Genomic DNA, 16,207 nt, shown 5'->3' with positions numbered 1-16,207 from the left:
GCCATGATTTTATATGCCTTTCGCCGTCTGATGATCGCGATCCCGACGCTATTCATCGTCATTACCGTTGCCTTTTTCATGATGCGCGCTGCCCCCGGCGGCCCATTTGATCAGGAACGTGTCCTGCCGCCTGAAATCGAACGCAATATCAAAGCGGCCTATGATCTCGACAAGCCGCTGGTCGAACAATATGTCATTTATCTGGGCAAAATTTTGCGCGGTGATTTTGGGCCGTCGATCAAAATTCGCGACTTCACAGTCGCCGAACTGATCATGGCAGGTGCACCGGCATCGATCCAGTTAGGGCTTAGCGCCATTGTGCTCGCCCTTGTGTTTGGCGTCGGACTGGGCACCTATGCAGCCCTGCACCAAAATACCAAAACCGATTTCGCTGTCATGGGGGTTGCGATGGTCGGCATTGCGGTGCCGAATTTCGTGATGGCGCCGTTATTGTCGCTGATTTTCGGGGTTTATCTTTCGCTACTACCAACTGCAGGCTGGGGCGGTGGGGATTTGAAATATAAAATTCTGCCAATCATCGCCCTTGCCCTGCCGCAAGTCGCCTATATCGCCCGCCTGACCCGCGGATCGATGGTCGAGGTTCTCCATTCCAACTATATTCGCACCGCCCGCGCCAAGGGGTTGCGCGAAAGGCTGGTTGTGATCCGCCATGCCATTCGCGGCGCGTTATTACCCGTTGTTTCGTATCTGGGACCGGCGACGGCGGCGGTGATGACCGGATCGGTGGTGATTGAATCGATTTTCGGCGCACCGGGGATCGGTACTTATTTTGTGAAGGCAGCACTCAACCGCGACTACCCGTTGGTGATGGGTGTGGTGATTGTCTACGCCGTTCTGATCATTTTCCTGAATTTTCTGGTCGATATGGTCTATGGCCTGCTTGACCCCAAGCTAAAGACACAGTGATGTTCAACAAATCCCGAAATGCCACCGCACTGGAGAAATCCGGCCCGGTCGAGGAATTCGAGGGCCGCAGCCTGTGGCACGATGCCCGGATTCGTCTGTTTCGCAATAAGGCTGCGGTCGGATCAATGATCATTCTGGCGATCATTGCCCTGATGGCGATTTTCGCCCCGATGCTCAGCCCGTTTGAATATGACGAGATCGACTGGGGCTATATTCAGGAAGGCCCGAACTGGGAAAACGGCCATATTTTTGGCACCGACGGCAATGGCCGCGATCTGTTCATCCGCATATTATATGGTGCACGGGTATCGCTGGCCGTGGGCTTGCTGGCAACCGCGGTTTCGCTGGTGATCGGCGTTACCTATGGCGCGATTGCCGGGTATTTCGGTGGCCGGATCGACAATATCATGATGCGGTTTGTCGATGTGATGTATTCCCTGCCTTTCATGTTTTTCGTCATCATGCTGATGGTGGTGTTCGGGCGGAATATTTTCCTGATTTTTGTCGCCCTTGGCGCGGTTGAATGGTTGACGATGGCGCGAATTGTGCGCGGGCAAACCCTGTCAATCCGGCGGCGCGAATTCATTGAGGCCGCCCACGCCACCGGGGTTTCCAGCTTTAAGATCATTTTCCGCCATGTCATTCCCAATGTTCTGGGACCGGTGATTGTCTATATGACCCTGACCATCCCGCAGGTAATCCTGACCGAAAGTTTCCTGTCGTTTCTGGGGCTTGGTGTTCAGGAACCACTAACCAGTTGGGGCGTTCTGATTTCCGAAGGTGCCAAAGTGATCGAAGCATCGACATGGATGCTGGTTTATCCCGCGATTTTTCTGGCGCTGACGCTTTTTTGTTTCAATTTTATCGGCGACGGCCTGCGCGACGCCCTTGATCCAAAGGACCGATAGCATGAGCCAGCACATTCTTACTGTCGATAACCTGACCACCCGCTTTGCCACCCCCGATGGCGAAGTCGAAGCGGTCAACGCTGTCAGTTTCCATATCGATCCCGGTGAAACGCTGGGCGTTGTCGGCGAATCCGGATCCGGTAAAACCCAGATTTTCATGTCGGTGATGGGACTTTTGTCCAAAAACGGCAAGGCCAGCGGGTCGGTCCGTTACAAGGATGCCGAAATCCTCAATCTTGCCCCGGCGAAACTGAACAAAATTCGCGGCGTCACCATGTCGATGATTTTTCAGGATCCGATGACATCGTTAAACCCGTTTTTGAAAATCTCGAAACAGATGACCGAAGTTCTGGTCGAACATCGCGGTTATAGCGAGGAAAAAGCCCTGAAACATGCCGTCAACATGTTGGATCGCGTCGGCATTCCCGGTGCCGCCCAGCGTGTGCATATGTACCCGCATGAATTTTCGGGCGGGATGCGCCAACGGGTGATGATTGCCATGGCATTGTTATGCGACCCCGAAGTTTTGATTGCCGATGAACCGACCACCGCCCTTGATGTGACGGTGCAGGCACAAATTCTGGATTTGTTGCGGGATCTGAAAAAGGATTTCAATACCGCCATTGTCATGATCACCCATGATCTGGGCGTGGTCGCCGGTCTGTGTGACCGGGTAATGGTGATGTATGGCGGGCGGGTGGTGGAAACCGGCAACGTCCGAGACATTTTTTATGATTCGCATCATCCCTATACCGAAGGGCTTCTGAAATCCATGCCGCGTATTGATCGCGCGCATGAACAAAAAATGTATGCAATCCCCGGCCAACCACCAAATTTGCAAAATTTGCCATCGGGTTGCGCCTATCAGGAACGCTGCGATTATGTTCAGAACCGCTGCACCCAATCACGCCCCGTCCTTTATGACATCGCGCAAGGCCGCGCCAGTGCCTGTTTCCGGGAGGTCGGAGAATGAACGCTATCCCTGAAACCCCGCTTTTGTCGGTTCGCGACCTTCGGGTGCATTTTTCACTGCCGGGCAAGGGATTGTTTGGCAAGCCCCGCACACTTAAGGCCGTTGACGGAGTTGATTTTGATCTGTTCCCCGGCGAAACATTGGGCATTGTCGGCGAGTCCGGATGCGGAAAATCCACCTTGGGACGGGCGATTTTGCAACTGATCCCGCCAACCGCCGGACAAGTTGTGTGGCTGGGCAAGGATATTGTCGGGACGCGGGATCGGGATTTACAACCCTTGCGCCGTGATCTTCAGATCATTTTTCAGGATCCGCTCGCCAGCCTCAATCCCCGCATGACAATTGGCGAAATCATCGCCGAACCGCTGGTCACGCACAAAGCTGATCTGGGCAAGGCGGAAATCCGCAACCGGGTCAAAACCATGATGGCGCGGGTCGGTCTGTTGCCGCAGATGATCAACCGCTATCCGCACGAATTTTCCGGCGGCCAGTGTCAGCGTATCGGCATTGCGCGGGCGATGATTCTGGAACCCAAACTGATTGTCTGCGACGAACCGGTTTCAGCGCTTGATGTGTCTATTCAGGCGCAAATCGTCAATCTGTTGCAGGATTTACAACGCGATTTTGGCCTGTCGATGTTGTTTATAAGCCACGACTTATCGGTGGTACGTCATATCTGTCAGCGCATTCTGGTACTGTATCTGGGTAATGTCATGGAACTGGCAGATCGCGATACGATCTATGCCGCTCCCAAACACCCCTATACCAAGGCCCTGATATCGGCCGTACCAATCCCCGACCCGGAACTGGAACGCAGCAAGGAACGCATCGTTTTGAAAGGCGATCTGCCCAGCCCGATCAACCCGCCATCGGGTTGTGTGTTTCGCACCAGATGTCCGTTTGCAAAAGAAAAATGCGCAACCGACATCCCGATGATCGAGACCCTTGGCCCAAGCCATCAGGTCGCCTGTCATTTTCATGGCCGGATGTAAACCAAAACGGGGCGGTCATTTGTCTGGCCGCCCTGTTTATGGCCTGCGTACAAACTGCGCAATATCAACCGCATCAATCTGTTCGGGTTTCAGATATTGCTGTGCATAGTCGCGATAAACGCCGCTGGTCAGAAACAGGTCAAACAGATCGCTGTCAATCTGGTTGCCATCGCGCATGGCGGCCAGCATCGCGATACAGTCGCCAAGCGGTTTAGGGGTTTTATAGGGGCGGTCAACCGCGCTTAACGCCTCGAAGATATCAGCAATCACCATCACCTTTTCCAGAACCCCCATATCATCGCCCGAAAGACCGCGTGGATATCCCGATCCATCCATTTTTTCATGATGGTTTCCAGCAATATCCGGGATGCCCTTTAATTGTTTGGGAAAAGGCAATTGCGCCAGCATATCCTGCGTACGCACCACATGATCGTTGATCACCTGGCGTTCTTCGGCGGTCAGGGTGCCACGCGGGATCGACAGGTTATAAAGCTCGCCATTGTTCAGGGGTGGGCAAACATGATCCTCCCGATCCTGTATCAGAGTTTCCGGGCCGGGCTGGCGCAGGGTATCAAGAGTTCCATCGGCCAGACGGTGACTCTCCCCCCATGACAAGCCAATGGTGCGGTCGAAATGGCGCATCCATTGTGTGTTGCCAATATCGTGCAGGCGGGCAATCGTCGCGGCGTCCATATCTTCGCCGCCAAGGTTGCAGCGTGCCACCAGATCAAATTGCGTTTCAAGTTCCGCCACGCGGACAGAAAAATCAGCCTGACAAATTTCCACGTCCTCGCCCGCCAGTTGGCGTTTAAGCATCGTAATTTCCGCATCGCGCCGCAGCACCTCGAACCGTGTGCGGATTTCGTGGATGCGGTCATGGATGGTTTCCAGTTTGGTGGATTTTTCGACCACATGTTCGGGCGTGGTGATTTTGCCGCAATCATGCAGCCACGCCGCCAGATCAAGTTCACGCCATTGATCTTCGGTCAAATCATAGTCGGCAAGAACCCCGTCTTTCTGATCCACCGCCGCCTGTGCCAACATTCTGGCAATCACCGGCACCCGGGCGCAATGGGTGCCGGTGTGCGGGGATTTGGCGTCAATCGCCTGGGCAAGGACGCGCACGAAACTGTCCATCAAATCACGTTGAGACCGCAACAAACGCCGGTTTTCAATCGCAACGGCCGCCTGGCTGGCCAGCGCCGTGATCATCGGTTCGATCCGGCGATCAAAGGCAATGACATTGCCATCCCCGTCACGGGCATTGATCAACTGCAACACCCCGATGCAATCGCCGCGATTGTTTTTAAGCGGCACAGTCAAAAACGATTTGGACCGGTATCCGGTGGCCTGATCGAACCGTTTGGTGCCGGAAAAATCAAATCCTTCCGCGCTATAGGCATCCTCGATATTGATCGCCTGCCCGGTCAGGGCAACATAGGTCGCAATGTTGTTGTGATTGGGTTCGCCAGTTTCCGGCAGATAAAGTGACAAGGGCGGAAACGGATATTCGCCCTGATCCCCCGCCACCACCGATGTTTTAAGGGTATCGTTGACCAGAATACGGAAATTCAGTTCGGTTTCATCAGCATTGACCAGATACAGCGACCCGCCATCGGCATTGGTAAATTGCCGCGCCGCCATCAGGATTTTCTGATTTAGCTCGTCCCGGCCATGTTCCGCCGAAAGCGCAATCCCCAGATCCACCAGCCTTGCCAGATGGCGAGCCTCGGTTGCACTGTTATCGTCGCAATTACCCTGCAAGAATGTCATTGCCGGTTCGTTCCACTCGTTTTTGGGCCATATTCATTTTGGCCTGCCCCGTTTCTGATTTTGATCAGATTATAATGATCATAGCAGAATCCGTCCCGTTCCGATGGCAAAAAACCGTAACCGGATGTATGTCAGGATGACAGCAGGGTTGATAAAAATCTGTAAATCCTCTATCCGAGCCGTGAAAGCGTGCGCGACGGATAGTCCGATGATCCGCACCCAACCATCTTGCCCGGAGGCGACCGCATGATCCCCCGTTATTCCCGCCCACAGATGACTGCCATCTGGGAACCCGCCAACAAGTTCCGTATCTGGTTTGAAATCGAGGCGCATGCCGCCGACAAGCTTGCCGAACTTGGCGTAATCCCGACGGAATCCGCCCGTCTGGTATGGGAAAAAGGCAATAAGCCCTATACCCCGGAACGCATCGCCCGCATTGATGCGGTCGAAGCCGAAGTCAAACATGACGTTATCGCCTTTTTGACCGAACTGGCCGAACTGGTGGGTGACGAAGCGCGCTTTGTCCATCAGGGCATGACCAGTTCCGACGTTTTGGACACCTGCTTTAACGTGCAACTGGTACAGGCCACCGACATTCTGCTTGATGATATGGACAAGTTGCTGGCCGCCCTTAAAAAGCGCGCCTATGAGACCAAGGATGTCGCCTGCATGGGCCGGTCGCACGGCATTCATGCCGAACCGGTGACCTTTGGCCTGAAACTGGCAACATTTTATGCCGAGTTCAAACGCAACCGCGCCCGTCTGGTTGCCGCACGCGCCGAAATCGCCACCTGCGCAATTTCGGGAGCCGTTGGCACATTCGCCAATATCGACCCGCAGGTCGAGGCCCATGTCGCCGAAAAACTGGGGCTTGAGATTGAACCGGTTTCAACCCAGGTGATCCCGCGCGACCGCCATGCTGCCTATTTTGCCACGCTCGGCGTGATTGCGTCGTCAGTCGAACATCTGGCAACCGAAATCCGCCATTTGCAGCGTACCGAAGTCCGCGAGGTCGAGGAATTTTTCTCCAAGGGTCAAAAAGGCTCGTCGGCAATGCCGCACAAGCGGAACCCTGTCCTGACCGAAAACCTGACCGGCCTTGCCCGTCTGGTGCGCTCAATGGCGATCCCGGCGATGGAAAATGTTGCCCTGTGGCATGAACGCGATATTTCGCATTCCTCGGTTGAACGCAATATCGGCCCCGATGCGACCGTAACCCTTGATTTCGCACTGATGCGTCTGACCAGTGTTGTTGAAAATCTGGTGGTTTATCCGGAACGAATGGATGAAATCCTCAATCAGATGGGCGGTCTTGTGTTTTCGCAGCGCGTGCTGCTGACCCTGACGCAAAATGGCGTATCACGCGAAGATTCATACCGCATCGTTCAGCGCAATGCGATGAAGGTCTGGAACCGCGAGGGCGATCTTTTATCACTGCTGAAACAGGATGACGAAGTAGTTGCGAAAATTCCGGTGGCAACACTCGAATCACTATTTGATCTTGGCTATCACACCAAGCATGTCGATACGATTTTCGCCCGCGTTTTTGCCGACTGATCCAAACCGACCTGATTGCAAAGCTCCGTCAGTTCAAACTGGCGGGGCTTTTTCTATCGCATCAAGCAAGGTCAGATCGCGTGCTTCGCCCAACAGCCAGTCGCGAAACAACCGGACCTGTCCGTGCAATTCCCGGTTTTTCGGATAGACCAGATAATAGCCAAGCGGAACTGTCAGGACGCATTCGGGAAACAGATGGATCAGTTTACCTTCCTGCACATCTTCTTCGGCCAGCAACGGATTGGCCAGAACTATCCCCTGCCCATGAATTGCGGCTTCAATCGCCATCCCGGTCTGATCAATTTCAATTCGCCGGATCATCACAGTTTCACGGGATGCCAAACCGGCAAACGCCGCCAGCCATTCCCCCCACCAGGCATGCAAAATATCGTTTAACAATGTTGCCCGGATCAGATCGGCGGGCGTTTCAAGCCCCAGCCGATCACGGTAAGACGGCGCACAAAAGGCCGCCGCCTGCCCGCGATACAGCAAAACAGATTCCAGTTCCTCATCTTCACCGTCAAAATACCGGATGGCGATATCGACCGGATCGCGGTTGAAATCGATCATGAGGGATGACGATCCGACATGCAGGGCGGTTGCGGGATAATCGATCAAGAACCGCGACATGCGTTTGGAAAACCATTTCGCGGCAAAACTGGGCGGCATTACCACCCGCACTGCATTTTCACGACGTCCACGCAGGCTTTGGCTGGCCGCGACAATCTGTTGCAAGGCCGGGCCAATCCGTGCGGCATAGTCAAGGCCGTCTGCACTGGGCTTTACCTGCCGGACAGAACGCACAAAAAGATCCGTCCCCAGCCATTCTTCCAGTTTACGAATTTGCTGCCCGATGGCACCGGGGGTCACGCCCACCTCATCGGCAGCAAGAGAAAAACTATTCAATCGAATAGCGGCCTCAAATGCACGAAGGGATTTAAGCGGTGGATATGAGGACATGATATAATTTTTCTATTCTATAATCCAGATATGATGATTTGTAGCCGATCCGGGCGGAACCTACAATCGAGACCTTACCGAACCCGGATCATCGTCATGAAAAACAACGCCTGGCTCATTTTTGGTTTGCTGGCCCTTGTCTGGGGCATGACATTTCTGTTTAACAAAATGGCCAGCACACTGATCTCGCCGATGCAGATCGTTGCGGTCCGGGTGGTGATGGGATTTCTGCCGGTTCTTGTTTTTGCTATTGTCCGACGCTCGCTGAATTGGTGGCATCTGCGCCATATCCACCATTTCATTGTCATGTCGTTGTTAGCCGCAACAGTTTATTATTACGCCTTTGCCAAGGGTATTTCGCTGCTACCTTCCAGTGTGGCAGGAATGCTGAGTGGCGCGATCCCGATGTTTTCCTTTATAGCCGCCGCAATTTTCCTGCGGAGCGAGCCGGTCAATATGCGCTCCATCATCGGATTGCTGTTTGGTTTTGCCGGGGTTGTTGCGATTGCCAAACCCTGGAATGGTGGCACATCGGTCGACCTGTCGGGCGTTCTTTATGTCGCAGTTGGATCGGGCTGCGTCGGACTGTCTTTTGTCTATGCTCGCAAATTCCTCAGCCCGCTTGGCATTTCGCCGATTGCGCTTTGCACCTATCAATTGGGGTTTTCATCAATCACCCTTCTGGTCATTGGTGATTTTAACGGCATGACCAAGATTTTTGACGACTGGAAAATTGCGGCAGGCCTGTTTATCGGCCTTGGTTTACTGGGGACCGGTGTCGCCTTTATGTGTTATTATTTCCTGATTGGAAAAATCGGGGCGGTCAGAACGGCGGCGGTGACCTATATCCCGCCAGTGATCGGATTGATGACCGGCGCGCTGGTTCTGGGCGAAAGCGTTGCCCCTAGCGACATTATCGCCACCGTCGCCATCCTTGCCGGTGTATTTATCATGCAATCGGGCAGAACACCGACCCCACAACGAGCCTCTGAAACTTAACCCGCCGCCGCCCGGATATAGGCCGAAATCAACGGATGGTTTTGTCCGTCCAGACCGGATCGTTCCGGCTGAAACGCCGTCCCGATGAAAAATGGATGATTTTGCAATTCCACCGCCCGCGGATCGCCATCCTGATCCCAGGCGCTGATGCGCAAGTCGCTATTGTCAAACAACGGCACGCAATCGCGGTTAAAACCATAACTGCAACGATATGTTTCGCGGATCGATTCCGTCCCGTAATGTTGGGCGATCCGGCTTCCGGCAACCAATGCGATATCCCCGGCCTGATCGATCAAGGCACAAACAAGCGGTGCAATCAGCGGCAAGGCAGCATCCGGATCCACCTCGACATTCCCCGCCCCGGACAGCCCCAGAACAGTGCGGGCATATTCCAGAACAGCATGTTGATAACCACCACAGGTCCCCAAAAACGGAATGCGATTTTCCCGCGCATGACGAATGGCTGCCAGTGCCCCGTCCATACTGGCATAGGGACTGGCCGGAACACACCACACTGCATCATATCCGGCCAGAACGGTTTGGGCGGTGTCGTCCGTCAGTCCGGATGTATGTATCCACGCAAAATTGACATCATGGCCAGTATCGCACCCGGCAATTGTCAGGGCCTTGGGAATTGCCTGATGCGCGGTAACCGACGCATTGAAATCCCCGATCAGCGCGACATGAATTTTTTGCATTCTCATCCCCGTTTCAAATTGAATAACTCAGGGGCTGCAAGCGGTTTACCCAAAAGAAAACCGGCCCGTGAAACACGGGCCGGAGACCTTGAGCGTTTTTACCGCTGCCTTTGACGAGTATATTACAAAGAACCAGATCGCGCCATATCTTCCAGCGCAATTTTCACCGCCTGCGACCGATTGGACACATGCAGCTTGCGATAGATATTTTTCAAATGATATTTCACCGTGATTTCGCGCAAATCAAGGTGACGGGCAATTTCCTTGTTGGGCAATCCATCTGATAACAGCGCCAGAACTTCACGTTCGCGGGGCGTCAGACGACCAAAGTCACCCTCGTGACCAAACCCGCCAGCACTTTCGCCCGGGCCGGAAAACCGTTCGCCAAAATTATGCAGGATCGTTGATGGCAGATATTTATCCCCTGCCAGAACCAGCCGGATGGCATTGGCAAGGGATTCCCCACGCAAGGTTTTGGGCAGGAATCCCTGCGCGCCACCTTCAATAGCGCGCCGCACATCGTCACTGTTATAGGCACCCGAAATCAGTACAACCGGCGTTCCCGGCGCAACCACCGCCAATGTTTTGCCCAATCCTTCAAGGCCGTTCATGCCCGGCATCCGCAAATCCAGCAACACCAGATCAAACTGGCTGCCATCATTAATATGGGTCAAGGCTGGATCAAGGGCACCGGCTTCGATGACTTCGCAATCGTCAAAATATTGCTGAAATAACAATGATAAGGCTTCACGAACCAGATCGTGATCATCGGCCAGAAGGATACGCAAATTTCTCGCCTTTCTCTTCCTGATGCAAAACATCCCCGGCCAAAAACCAGGCCGGGATATGTCACAAGTAACGTCTGATCCAAAAGCCGGAACAGTGCTGCCACGCGCACAGGATACGGAACCGCCTAATGGTTTGCAAATCCTAACTTTTTAGAAGACGTGCAATCAGTCCTGCGGGCCAAGCACTTCCACACGGGCCAGCGGCTCCAGTTCGGCAAGTTTGGCATTGAGTTCGGACACCGTCATGTCGATATTGCGGCTGCCAAATTCAGCCAGAAGGGCCGCGGCAATGCCCTTGCTTTTCGGATCGGCAACCACATCGCCGACCACCTGGTTGGCAAAAGCGGCACTTTCAGCGTCCGACAGCCCCATCTTCCCACCCGCCCAGCGGGCCAGCATTTTATAAAGGCAGGCTTCGATCCTGAAATTCTGTTCAAGATCAAAGGTGTACTTGGCTTCAAAGCCGCGTTCGCGTTGATTGAAATTGGCCATCCGGCATCTCCTTCCTGAAGGATGTTCCCCGTTTCACCTGTATACAGGTGGTGTTTTGCTTTTCCTGTTTTATATGTATGCACACGCGTTGCGTTTTGCACACTCTGTCTTCTGACTGTTTTCAGTTTGACAAACTCCAACCCCTAACGCTTTGATCTGTCTCATGTGTACAATAGTCATTTTACGTCGACCCGATCATGAATGGCCGATCCTGATCGGTGCCAATCGCGACGAAATGAAGAATCGACCCTGGTTGCCCCCGGCACGTCACTGGCCTGATCGCCCCGACGTGATTGCCGGGATTGACCAGTTGGGCGGCGGCACATGGCTTGGCATGAACGAAGACGGGGTGGTTGCCGCAGTTTTGAACCGGTTTGGCACCCTTGGCCCGGCAGACGACAAACGATCCCGCGGGGAATTGCCCCTTGAAGCACTGGATCATGCCGATGCCATTGATGCCGCACGGTCGCTGGCCGATCTGGATGGTCGGTCCTGGCGGCCTTTTAATATGGTCATCGCCGATAATCGCGATGCCTATTGGCTGGCCAATCGCGGAAAAACGAAAATCGAGATACATGAAATCCCCGAAGGACTGTCGATCCTGACCGCCCATGACCTCAATGACCGCGAGAACAGTGACCGTACACGGCGCAATTTACCGCGTTTTATCAGCGCGCCGGTACCCAACCCCGAAGCCGATGACTGGTTCGCGTGGCAAGCCTTGATGGCCGATACAGGCGTGATGCCGCCCGATACCGAACACCACAATATGCGCCGCGATGCCATGCTGGTGCGCAGCGATATCGGGTTTGAAACCATATCATCGTCACTGATCGGCCTGCCGGGCATTCCGCGCCATGAAAATGAACTGGCGCGCCGCCCGATCTGGCTGTTTGCCAACGGACAACCCGATAGTGCGCCTTACCTGCCCGTTGCGTTGTAAGCGGGACACAATTATCAAAACAGTTTAAATAGTGTTTACACGGCAATTGAGTTTCTTGCGCAGCACTGTTATATGGGGGGCGCGATTTTCAGGTGCGCCGCACCAAGATGTGAAAGATCCCGCCAGATGTCCAGAAAGCGACCCATTTACGAGGGTAAAGCCAAGGTTCTTTACGAAGGTACGGAACCGGGCACCATCATCCAGTATTTCAAGGACGATGCAACTGCGTTCAACGCCCAAAAACGCGGCACGATTGCCGGCAAGGGCGTCTTGAACAACATGATCACCGAATTCGTCATGACCCGTCTTGCCGAAATCGGAATCCCGACCCACTTCATTCGCCGCCTCAATATGCGCGAACAACTGGTGCGCAAATGCGACATCATCCCGGTCGAAGTGGTTGTGCGCAATGTCATCGCCGGGTCCATGGCCAAGCGCCTTGGCATCGAAGAAGGCACCAAACTGTCACGCCCCATTGTCGAATTCTATTACAAGGATGACGATCTGGGCGATCCGATGGTATCGGATGAACATATCCTTGCCCTGGGCTGGGCCGCCCCCGAGGAACTGGAAGAAATCATTGGCATGTCGTTGCGCATCAATGATTATCTGACCGGCCTGATGCGCGGTATTGGCCTGAAACTGGTTGATTTCAAACTGGAATTTGGCCGGGTCTGGGAAGGCGATTTTCAGCAACTTGTTCTGGCCGATGAATTCAGCCCTGATAATTGCCGCCTGTGGGATGCCATCACCAACGAAAAGATGGACAAGGACCGGTTCCGCCGCGACCTTGGTGGTGTCGAGGAAGCCTATCAGGAAGTCGCCCGCCGTCTGGGCGTTTTGCCGGAATCCGCCGATATAGAGTCGCTGAACAAAGACGCGACCAAATAAATCCAAGGCCGCGCTTGCGCGGCCTTCTTTTATCGGTACCGGCGGGCACAGCCTGGCCGGTATACGGTGTTTGCAAACAACGACTCGCCGCGCTGGCGATTGCGAACCAACAGGAGATCCTTGTGAAAGCACGTGTTCATGTCACCCTGAAAAACGGCGTCCTTGACCCGCAGGGCAAAGCCGTTCACCACGCCCTTGGCGGGCTGGGTTTTGCCGGTGTCAAAGATGTGCGCCAGGGAAAGTTCATCGAACTGGAACTTGACGGCACCGACGTGGAAAAAGCCCGCGCCGATGTTCGCGATATGTGCGAGAAGCTTCTTGCCAATACCGTGATCGAAAATTACGACGTCGAAATCGTCGCCTGAACCGGTTGCAAGCACAGCTTGCGCAACAAACGGGAGATTTGCAGGTGAAAGCCGCAGTCATCGTATTCCCCGGTTCCAATTGCGACCGGGATGTCAAAGTCGCCCTTGAGGCCCGTTCGGGCGTTACGCCCCATATGGTCTGGCACCGTGACACCACTTTGCCCAAATCCGATCTGATCGTACTGCCCGGCGGGTTTTCCTATGGCGATTATCTGCGCTGTGGCGCGATGGCCGCCAACAGTCCAATAATGCGCGAAGTCGTTGCCGCCGCCCGCGCAGGCACCCCGATCCTTGGCATTTGCAACGGCTTTCAGATTTTGATCGAAGCAGGCCTTCTGCCCGGTGCGCTGATGCGCAATCGCGATCTGAAATTCATCTGCCGTGATGTCCATTTGCGGGTGGATGCCACCGACACAATGTTTACGCGCCATTATGACGTCGGCAGTGTGATCCGCATCCCCGTCGCCCATCATGACGGCAATTATTTCACCGATGCCGATGGCCATAAAAAACTGGAAGACAACAACCAGATTGTGTTCCGTTATTGCGACGCCGACGGCGCGGTGAATGACGCCACCAACATCAACGGATCACTGGGCAATATTGCCGGGATCATTGATGAAAACCGCAAGGTTCTGGGCCTGATGCCCCATCCCGAACGCCTGATTGACCCGCTGCTTGGCGGTAATGACGGTTCCCCCCTGTTTGATTCGCTGGTAGAGGCGCTGTCATGAGCGAGATCACCCAAGACATCGTAAAAAGCCACGGCCTGAGCCAGGACGAATACAAGCTGATCCTCGACATTATGGGGCGCGAACCCAACCTCAATGAATTGGGGATTTTCTCGGTGATGTGGTCGGAACATTGTTCTTACAAATCATCGAAAAAATGGCTGAAAACCCTACCAACCAAGGCCGACTGGGTTATTCAGGGGCCAGGCGAGAATGCCGGCGTCATTGACATTGGCGACGGACAGGCCGCCATTTTCAAAATGGAAAGCCACAACCACCCATCCTTTATCGAACCCTATCAGGGGGCGGCGACCGGGGTTGGCGGCATCATGCGCGATGTCTTTACGATGGGCGCACGTCCGATTGCCAATATGAATGCGCTTCGTTTTGGCGATCCGTCGCATCCGAAAACCCGCCATCTGGTGGCGGGTGTGGTTGCCGGGATTGGCGGTTATGGCAATTGCATGGGGGTTCCGACCATTGGCGGCGAAACCAATTTCCATCCGTCCTATAACGGCAATATCCTTGTCAATGCCATGACGGTCGGCCTTGCCGACACCGACAATATTTTCTATTCGGCGGCGGCGGGCATTGGCAATCCGGTGGTTTATGTCGGATCCAAAACCGGGCGCGATGGCATTCACGGCGCCACCATGGCCTCGGCCGAATTCGACGATGATTCCGATGAAAAACGCCCGACCGTTCAGGTTGGCGACCCGTTTACCGAAAAATTGTTGCTGGAAGCCTGCCTTGAACTGATGGCAACCGACATGATCGTCGCCATTCAGGATATGGGGGCGGCGGGTCTGACCTCTTCCTCGTTTGAAATGGCATCCAAGGGCGGGGTTGGTGTCGAATTGTGGCTTGATAAAGTCCCGATGCGTGAAGAAGGTATGACACCCTACGAACTGATGCTGTCAGAATCGCAGGAACGTATGTTGATGGTTCTCAAACCCGGTTGCGAAGACGCCGCCCGGGCGATTTTCGACAAATGGGAACTGGATTTTGCCGTGATTGGCAAACTGACCGATACCAAACGCATGGTTCTGATGTGGCATGGTGAGGTTGCCGGGGATCTACCGATTGACCCACTGGCCGAAGCATCGCCGGAATATGATCGTCCGTGGGAGCCGACCCCGAAACAGGATCGCATCAATCCCGACAGCCTGACGCTAAAAATGGGCCACGGCGACGCCTTGACCAAACTGATGGCATCGCCCGACCTTGCCTCCCGGCGCTGGATCTGGGAACAATATGACCATATGGTCATGGGCGATACAGTAGTACGTCCGGGCGGTGATGCCGGTGTCGTGCGCGTGCATGGCACCCGCAAGGGACTTGCCGTTACTACCGACTGTACTCCACGCTATGTCAAGGCGGATCCGGTCGAAGGCGGCAAACAGGCCGTGGCCGAGGCCTACCGCAATCTGTGTGCCACCGGTGCCTTGCCGCTGGCGATTACCGACAATATGAATTTCGGCAATCCGGAACGCCCACGCATTATGGGGCAGTTTGTCGGTGCCTGTCAGGGGATTTCGGCGGCCTGTCTGGCCCTGGATTTCCCGGTCGTGTCGGGCAATGTCTCGCTTTATAACGAAACCAATGGCGAGGCGATCATGCCGACCCCGGCAATTGGCGGCGTTGGCCTGATTGCCGATCTGGGCCGTCATGCCACCATCGCCCTGAAACGGCAGGATTCGGCACTTGTTCTTCTGGGGGCTGCGACCGGTGAAATGGGTCAGTCGTTGTATCTCAAAACCATCGAAGGTCGCGAAGAAGGTACCCCACCACCGGTTGACCTGATGGCAGAACGCCGGGTCGGAACGCTGGTTCGGGAATTGATCGGGCTGGGCGTTATTCGCACCTGCCACGATATCTCGGATGGCGGCCTGATGGTTGCGGTTGCTGAAATGTGTCTGGCGGCCAATATCGGTGCCGATCTACATTTGCCGGAAAAGGGCAATGAAATCGCCTGGCTGTTTGGCGAGGATCAGGGCCGTTACATCGTCGCCACCCGCGATCCGGACAGCGTGCTGAACGCCGCCATCACCGCCAATGTCCCGGCCGCCATCATCGGCCAGGCCGGGGGAAATGTGATTTCGGTCGAAGGCAAGGACGCCGTCAGCCTGGCCGATTTGCGCAAGGCCCACGAAGACTGGTTACCAAGCATGATGGACGGTTCCATCGAATAGACCAATTCGTTCTGCACA

Annotated in this window: 16 protein-coding genes; 11 read left to right on the top strand and 5 right to left on the bottom strand. The window is 54.6% G+C overall.

The features are described 5' to 3' along the window. Nucleotides 1-3 precede the first annotated feature (3 nt). Genes oppB through Q8O73_RS09700 form a run of 4 tightly spaced genes read left to right on the top strand, consistent with a single transcriptional unit; the run spans nucleotide 4 to nucleotide 3,800 of the window. Nucleotides 4-927: an oligopeptide ABC transporter permease OppB gene (gene oppB / locus Q8O73_RS09715; protein ID WP_305557958.1), complete on the top strand. Its 924-nt coding sequence runs from the start codon at nucleotides 4-6 to the stop codon at nucleotides 925-927. Beyond that, nucleotides 927-1,835, top strand: coding sequence for an oligopeptide ABC transporter permease OppC (oppC, locus tag Q8O73_RS09710; protein WP_305557957.1), 909 nt, complete (start codon nucleotides 927-929; stop codon nucleotides 1,833-1,835). Before oppB ends, oppC begins: the two co-directional genes overlap by 1 nt. 1 nt (nucleotide 1,836) lies before the next feature. Continuing rightward, complete coding sequence (locus Q8O73_RS09705) at nucleotides 1,837-2,808, top strand: ABC transporter ATP-binding protein (protein ID WP_305557956.1); 972 nt, start codon at nucleotides 1,837-1,839, stop codon at nucleotides 2,806-2,808. Beyond that, a complete protein-coding gene (locus Q8O73_RS09700) occupies nucleotides 2,805-3,800 on the top strand; it encodes an ABC transporter ATP-binding protein (protein ID WP_305557955.1) in 996 nt (331 codons plus the stop codon). The genes Q8O73_RS09705 and Q8O73_RS09700 overlap by 4 nt, the downstream gene beginning before the upstream one ends. Before the next feature lie 36 nt (nucleotides 3,801-3,836). Here the strand turns inward: Q8O73_RS09700 and Q8O73_RS09695 are convergent, their stop codons facing one another. Then, entirely contained in the window at nucleotides 3,837-5,573 is a 1,737-nt protein-coding gene (locus Q8O73_RS09695) for an HD family phosphohydrolase (RefSeq protein WP_305557954.1), read from the bottom strand. A gap of 246 nt (nucleotides 5,574-5,819) precedes the next feature. Between Q8O73_RS09695 and purB the strand changes: the two genes are divergently transcribed. After that, the gene (gene purB, locus Q8O73_RS09690; RefSeq protein ID WP_305557953.1) at nucleotides 5,820-7,130 is read left to right on the top strand and encodes an adenylosuccinate lyase; all 1,311 of its coding nucleotides are present in this window, start codon (nucleotides 5,820-5,822) and stop codon (nucleotides 7,128-7,130) included. A 33-nt stretch (nucleotides 7,131-7,163) separates the two neighbouring features. Here purB and Q8O73_RS09685 read toward each other — a convergent pair whose 3' ends face one another. Further along, nucleotides 7,164-8,090, bottom strand: a complete 927-nt coding sequence (locus tag Q8O73_RS09685) for a LysR substrate-binding domain-containing protein (RefSeq protein ID WP_305557952.1) — start codon at nucleotides 8,088-8,090, stop codon at nucleotides 7,164-7,166. A 96-nt stretch (nucleotides 8,091-8,186) separates the two neighbouring features. On the opposite strand from Q8O73_RS09685, the gene Q8O73_RS09680 reads away from it, so the two are divergent. Beyond that, entirely contained in the window at nucleotides 8,187-9,089 is a 903-nt protein-coding gene (locus Q8O73_RS09680) for a DMT family transporter (RefSeq protein WP_305557951.1), read from the top strand. On the opposite strand, the gene Q8O73_RS09675 is transcribed toward Q8O73_RS09680, so the two are convergent. The 3 genes from Q8O73_RS09675 to Q8O73_RS09665 form a co-directional block, all read right to left on the bottom strand. Beyond that, nucleotides 9,086-9,787 (bottom strand): hypothetical protein, encoded by a 702-nt coding sequence (locus Q8O73_RS09675; protein WP_305557950.1) that lies wholly within the window; start codon nucleotides 9,785-9,787, stop codon nucleotides 9,086-9,088. The two genes, Q8O73_RS09680 and Q8O73_RS09675, sit on opposite strands and share 4 nt — an antisense overlap. Nucleotides 9,788-9,909: 122 nt before the next feature. Beyond that, nucleotides 9,910-10,575 carry a response regulator transcription factor gene (locus Q8O73_RS09670; RefSeq protein ID WP_305557949.1) on the bottom strand — a complete coding sequence of 222 codons (666 nt, stop codon included), beginning with the start codon at nucleotides 10,573-10,575 and terminating at the stop codon, nucleotides 9,910-9,912. A 165-nt stretch (nucleotides 10,576-10,740) separates the two neighbouring features. Then, complete coding sequence (locus tag Q8O73_RS09665) at nucleotides 10,741-11,067, bottom strand: ATPase inhibitor subunit zeta (RefSeq protein ID WP_305557948.1); 327 nt, start codon at nucleotides 11,065-11,067, stop codon at nucleotides 10,741-10,743. Nucleotides 11,068-11,230: 163 nt separating this feature from the next. On the opposite strand from Q8O73_RS09665, the gene Q8O73_RS09660 reads away from it, so the two are divergent. The 5 genes from Q8O73_RS09660 (at nucleotide 11,231) to purL (ending at nucleotide 16,189) form a co-directional block, all read left to right on the top strand. Continuing rightward, the gene (locus tag Q8O73_RS09660; protein WP_305557947.1) at nucleotides 11,231-12,010 is read left to right on the top strand and encodes an NRDE family protein; all 780 of its coding nucleotides are present in this window, start codon (nucleotides 11,231-11,233) and stop codon (nucleotides 12,008-12,010) included. A 126-nt stretch (nucleotides 12,011-12,136) separates the two neighbouring features. Beyond that, complete coding sequence (gene purC / locus Q8O73_RS09655; protein WP_305557946.1) at nucleotides 12,137-12,901, top strand: phosphoribosylaminoimidazolesuccinocarboxamide synthase; 765 nt, start codon at nucleotides 12,137-12,139, stop codon at nucleotides 12,899-12,901. A 122-nt stretch (nucleotides 12,902-13,023) separates the two neighbouring features. Beyond that, nucleotides 13,024-13,266 (top strand): phosphoribosylformylglycinamidine synthase subunit PurS, encoded by a 243-nt coding sequence (purS, locus tag Q8O73_RS09650; RefSeq protein ID WP_305557945.1) that lies wholly within the window; start codon nucleotides 13,024-13,026, stop codon nucleotides 13,264-13,266. 44 nt (nucleotides 13,267-13,310) lie between these two features. After that, entirely contained in the window at nucleotides 13,311-14,000 is a 690-nt protein-coding gene (purQ, locus tag Q8O73_RS09645) for a phosphoribosylformylglycinamidine synthase subunit PurQ (RefSeq protein WP_305557944.1), read from the top strand. Next, nucleotides 13,997-16,189 (top strand): phosphoribosylformylglycinamidine synthase subunit PurL, encoded by a 2,193-nt coding sequence (purL, locus tag Q8O73_RS09640; protein WP_305557943.1) that lies wholly within the window; start codon nucleotides 13,997-13,999, stop codon nucleotides 16,187-16,189. The genes purQ and purL overlap by 4 nt, the downstream gene beginning before the upstream one ends. Nucleotides 16,190-16,207 lie beyond the last annotated feature (18 nt).

The sequence above is a fragment of the Thalassospira sp. genome (genome assembly GCF_030690045.1).
Classification (GTDB): domain Bacteria; phylum Pseudomonadota; class Alphaproteobacteria; order Rhodospirillales; family Thalassospiraceae; genus Thalassospira.
The sequence above is the reverse complement of the archived record's forward strand: the minus strand, read 5'-3'. Positions and strand labels throughout refer to the sequence as shown.

Coding starts and splice junctions, on each gene's coding strand:
- oppB (WP_305557958.1), top strand. CDS start 4: ATGATTTTATATGCCTTTCGCCGTCTGATGATCGCGATCCCGACGCTA.
- oppC (WP_305557957.1), top strand. CDS start 927: ATGTTCAACAAATCCCGAAATGCCACCGCACTGGAGAAATCCGGCCCG.
- Q8O73_RS09705 (WP_305557956.1), top strand. CDS start 1,837: ATGAGCCAGCACATTCTTACTGTCGATAACCTGACCACCCGCTTTGCC.
- Q8O73_RS09700 (WP_305557955.1), top strand. CDS start 2,805: ATGAACGCTATCCCTGAAACCCCGCTTTTGTCGGTTCGCGACCTTCGG.
- Q8O73_RS09695 (WP_305557954.1), bottom strand. CDS start 5,573: ATGACATTCTTGCAGGGTAATTGCGACGATAACAGTGCAACCGAGGCT.
- purB (WP_305557953.1), top strand. CDS start 5,820: ATGATCCCCCGTTATTCCCGCCCACAGATGACTGCCATCTGGGAACCC.
- Q8O73_RS09685 (WP_305557952.1), bottom strand. CDS start 8,090: ATGTCCTCATATCCACCGCTTAAATCCCTTCGTGCATTTGAGGCCGCT.
- Q8O73_RS09680 (WP_305557951.1), top strand. CDS start 8,187: ATGAAAAACAACGCCTGGCTCATTTTTGGTTTGCTGGCCCTTGTCTGG.
- Q8O73_RS09675 (WP_305557950.1), bottom strand. CDS start 9,787: ATGCAAAAAATTCATGTCGCGCTGATCGGGGATTTCAATGCGTCGGTT.
- Q8O73_RS09665 (WP_305557948.1), bottom strand. CDS start 11,067: ATGGCCAATTTCAATCAACGCGAACGCGGCTTTGAAGCCAAGTACACC.
- Q8O73_RS09660 (WP_305557947.1), top strand. CDS start 11,231: ATGTGTACAATAGTCATTTTACGTCGACCCGATCATGAATGGCCGATC.
- purC (WP_305557946.1), top strand. CDS start 12,137: ATGTCCAGAAAGCGACCCATTTACGAGGGTAAAGCCAAGGTTCTTTAC.
- purL (WP_305557943.1), top strand. CDS start 13,997: ATGAGCGAGATCACCCAAGACATCGTAAAAAGCCACGGCCTGAGCCAG.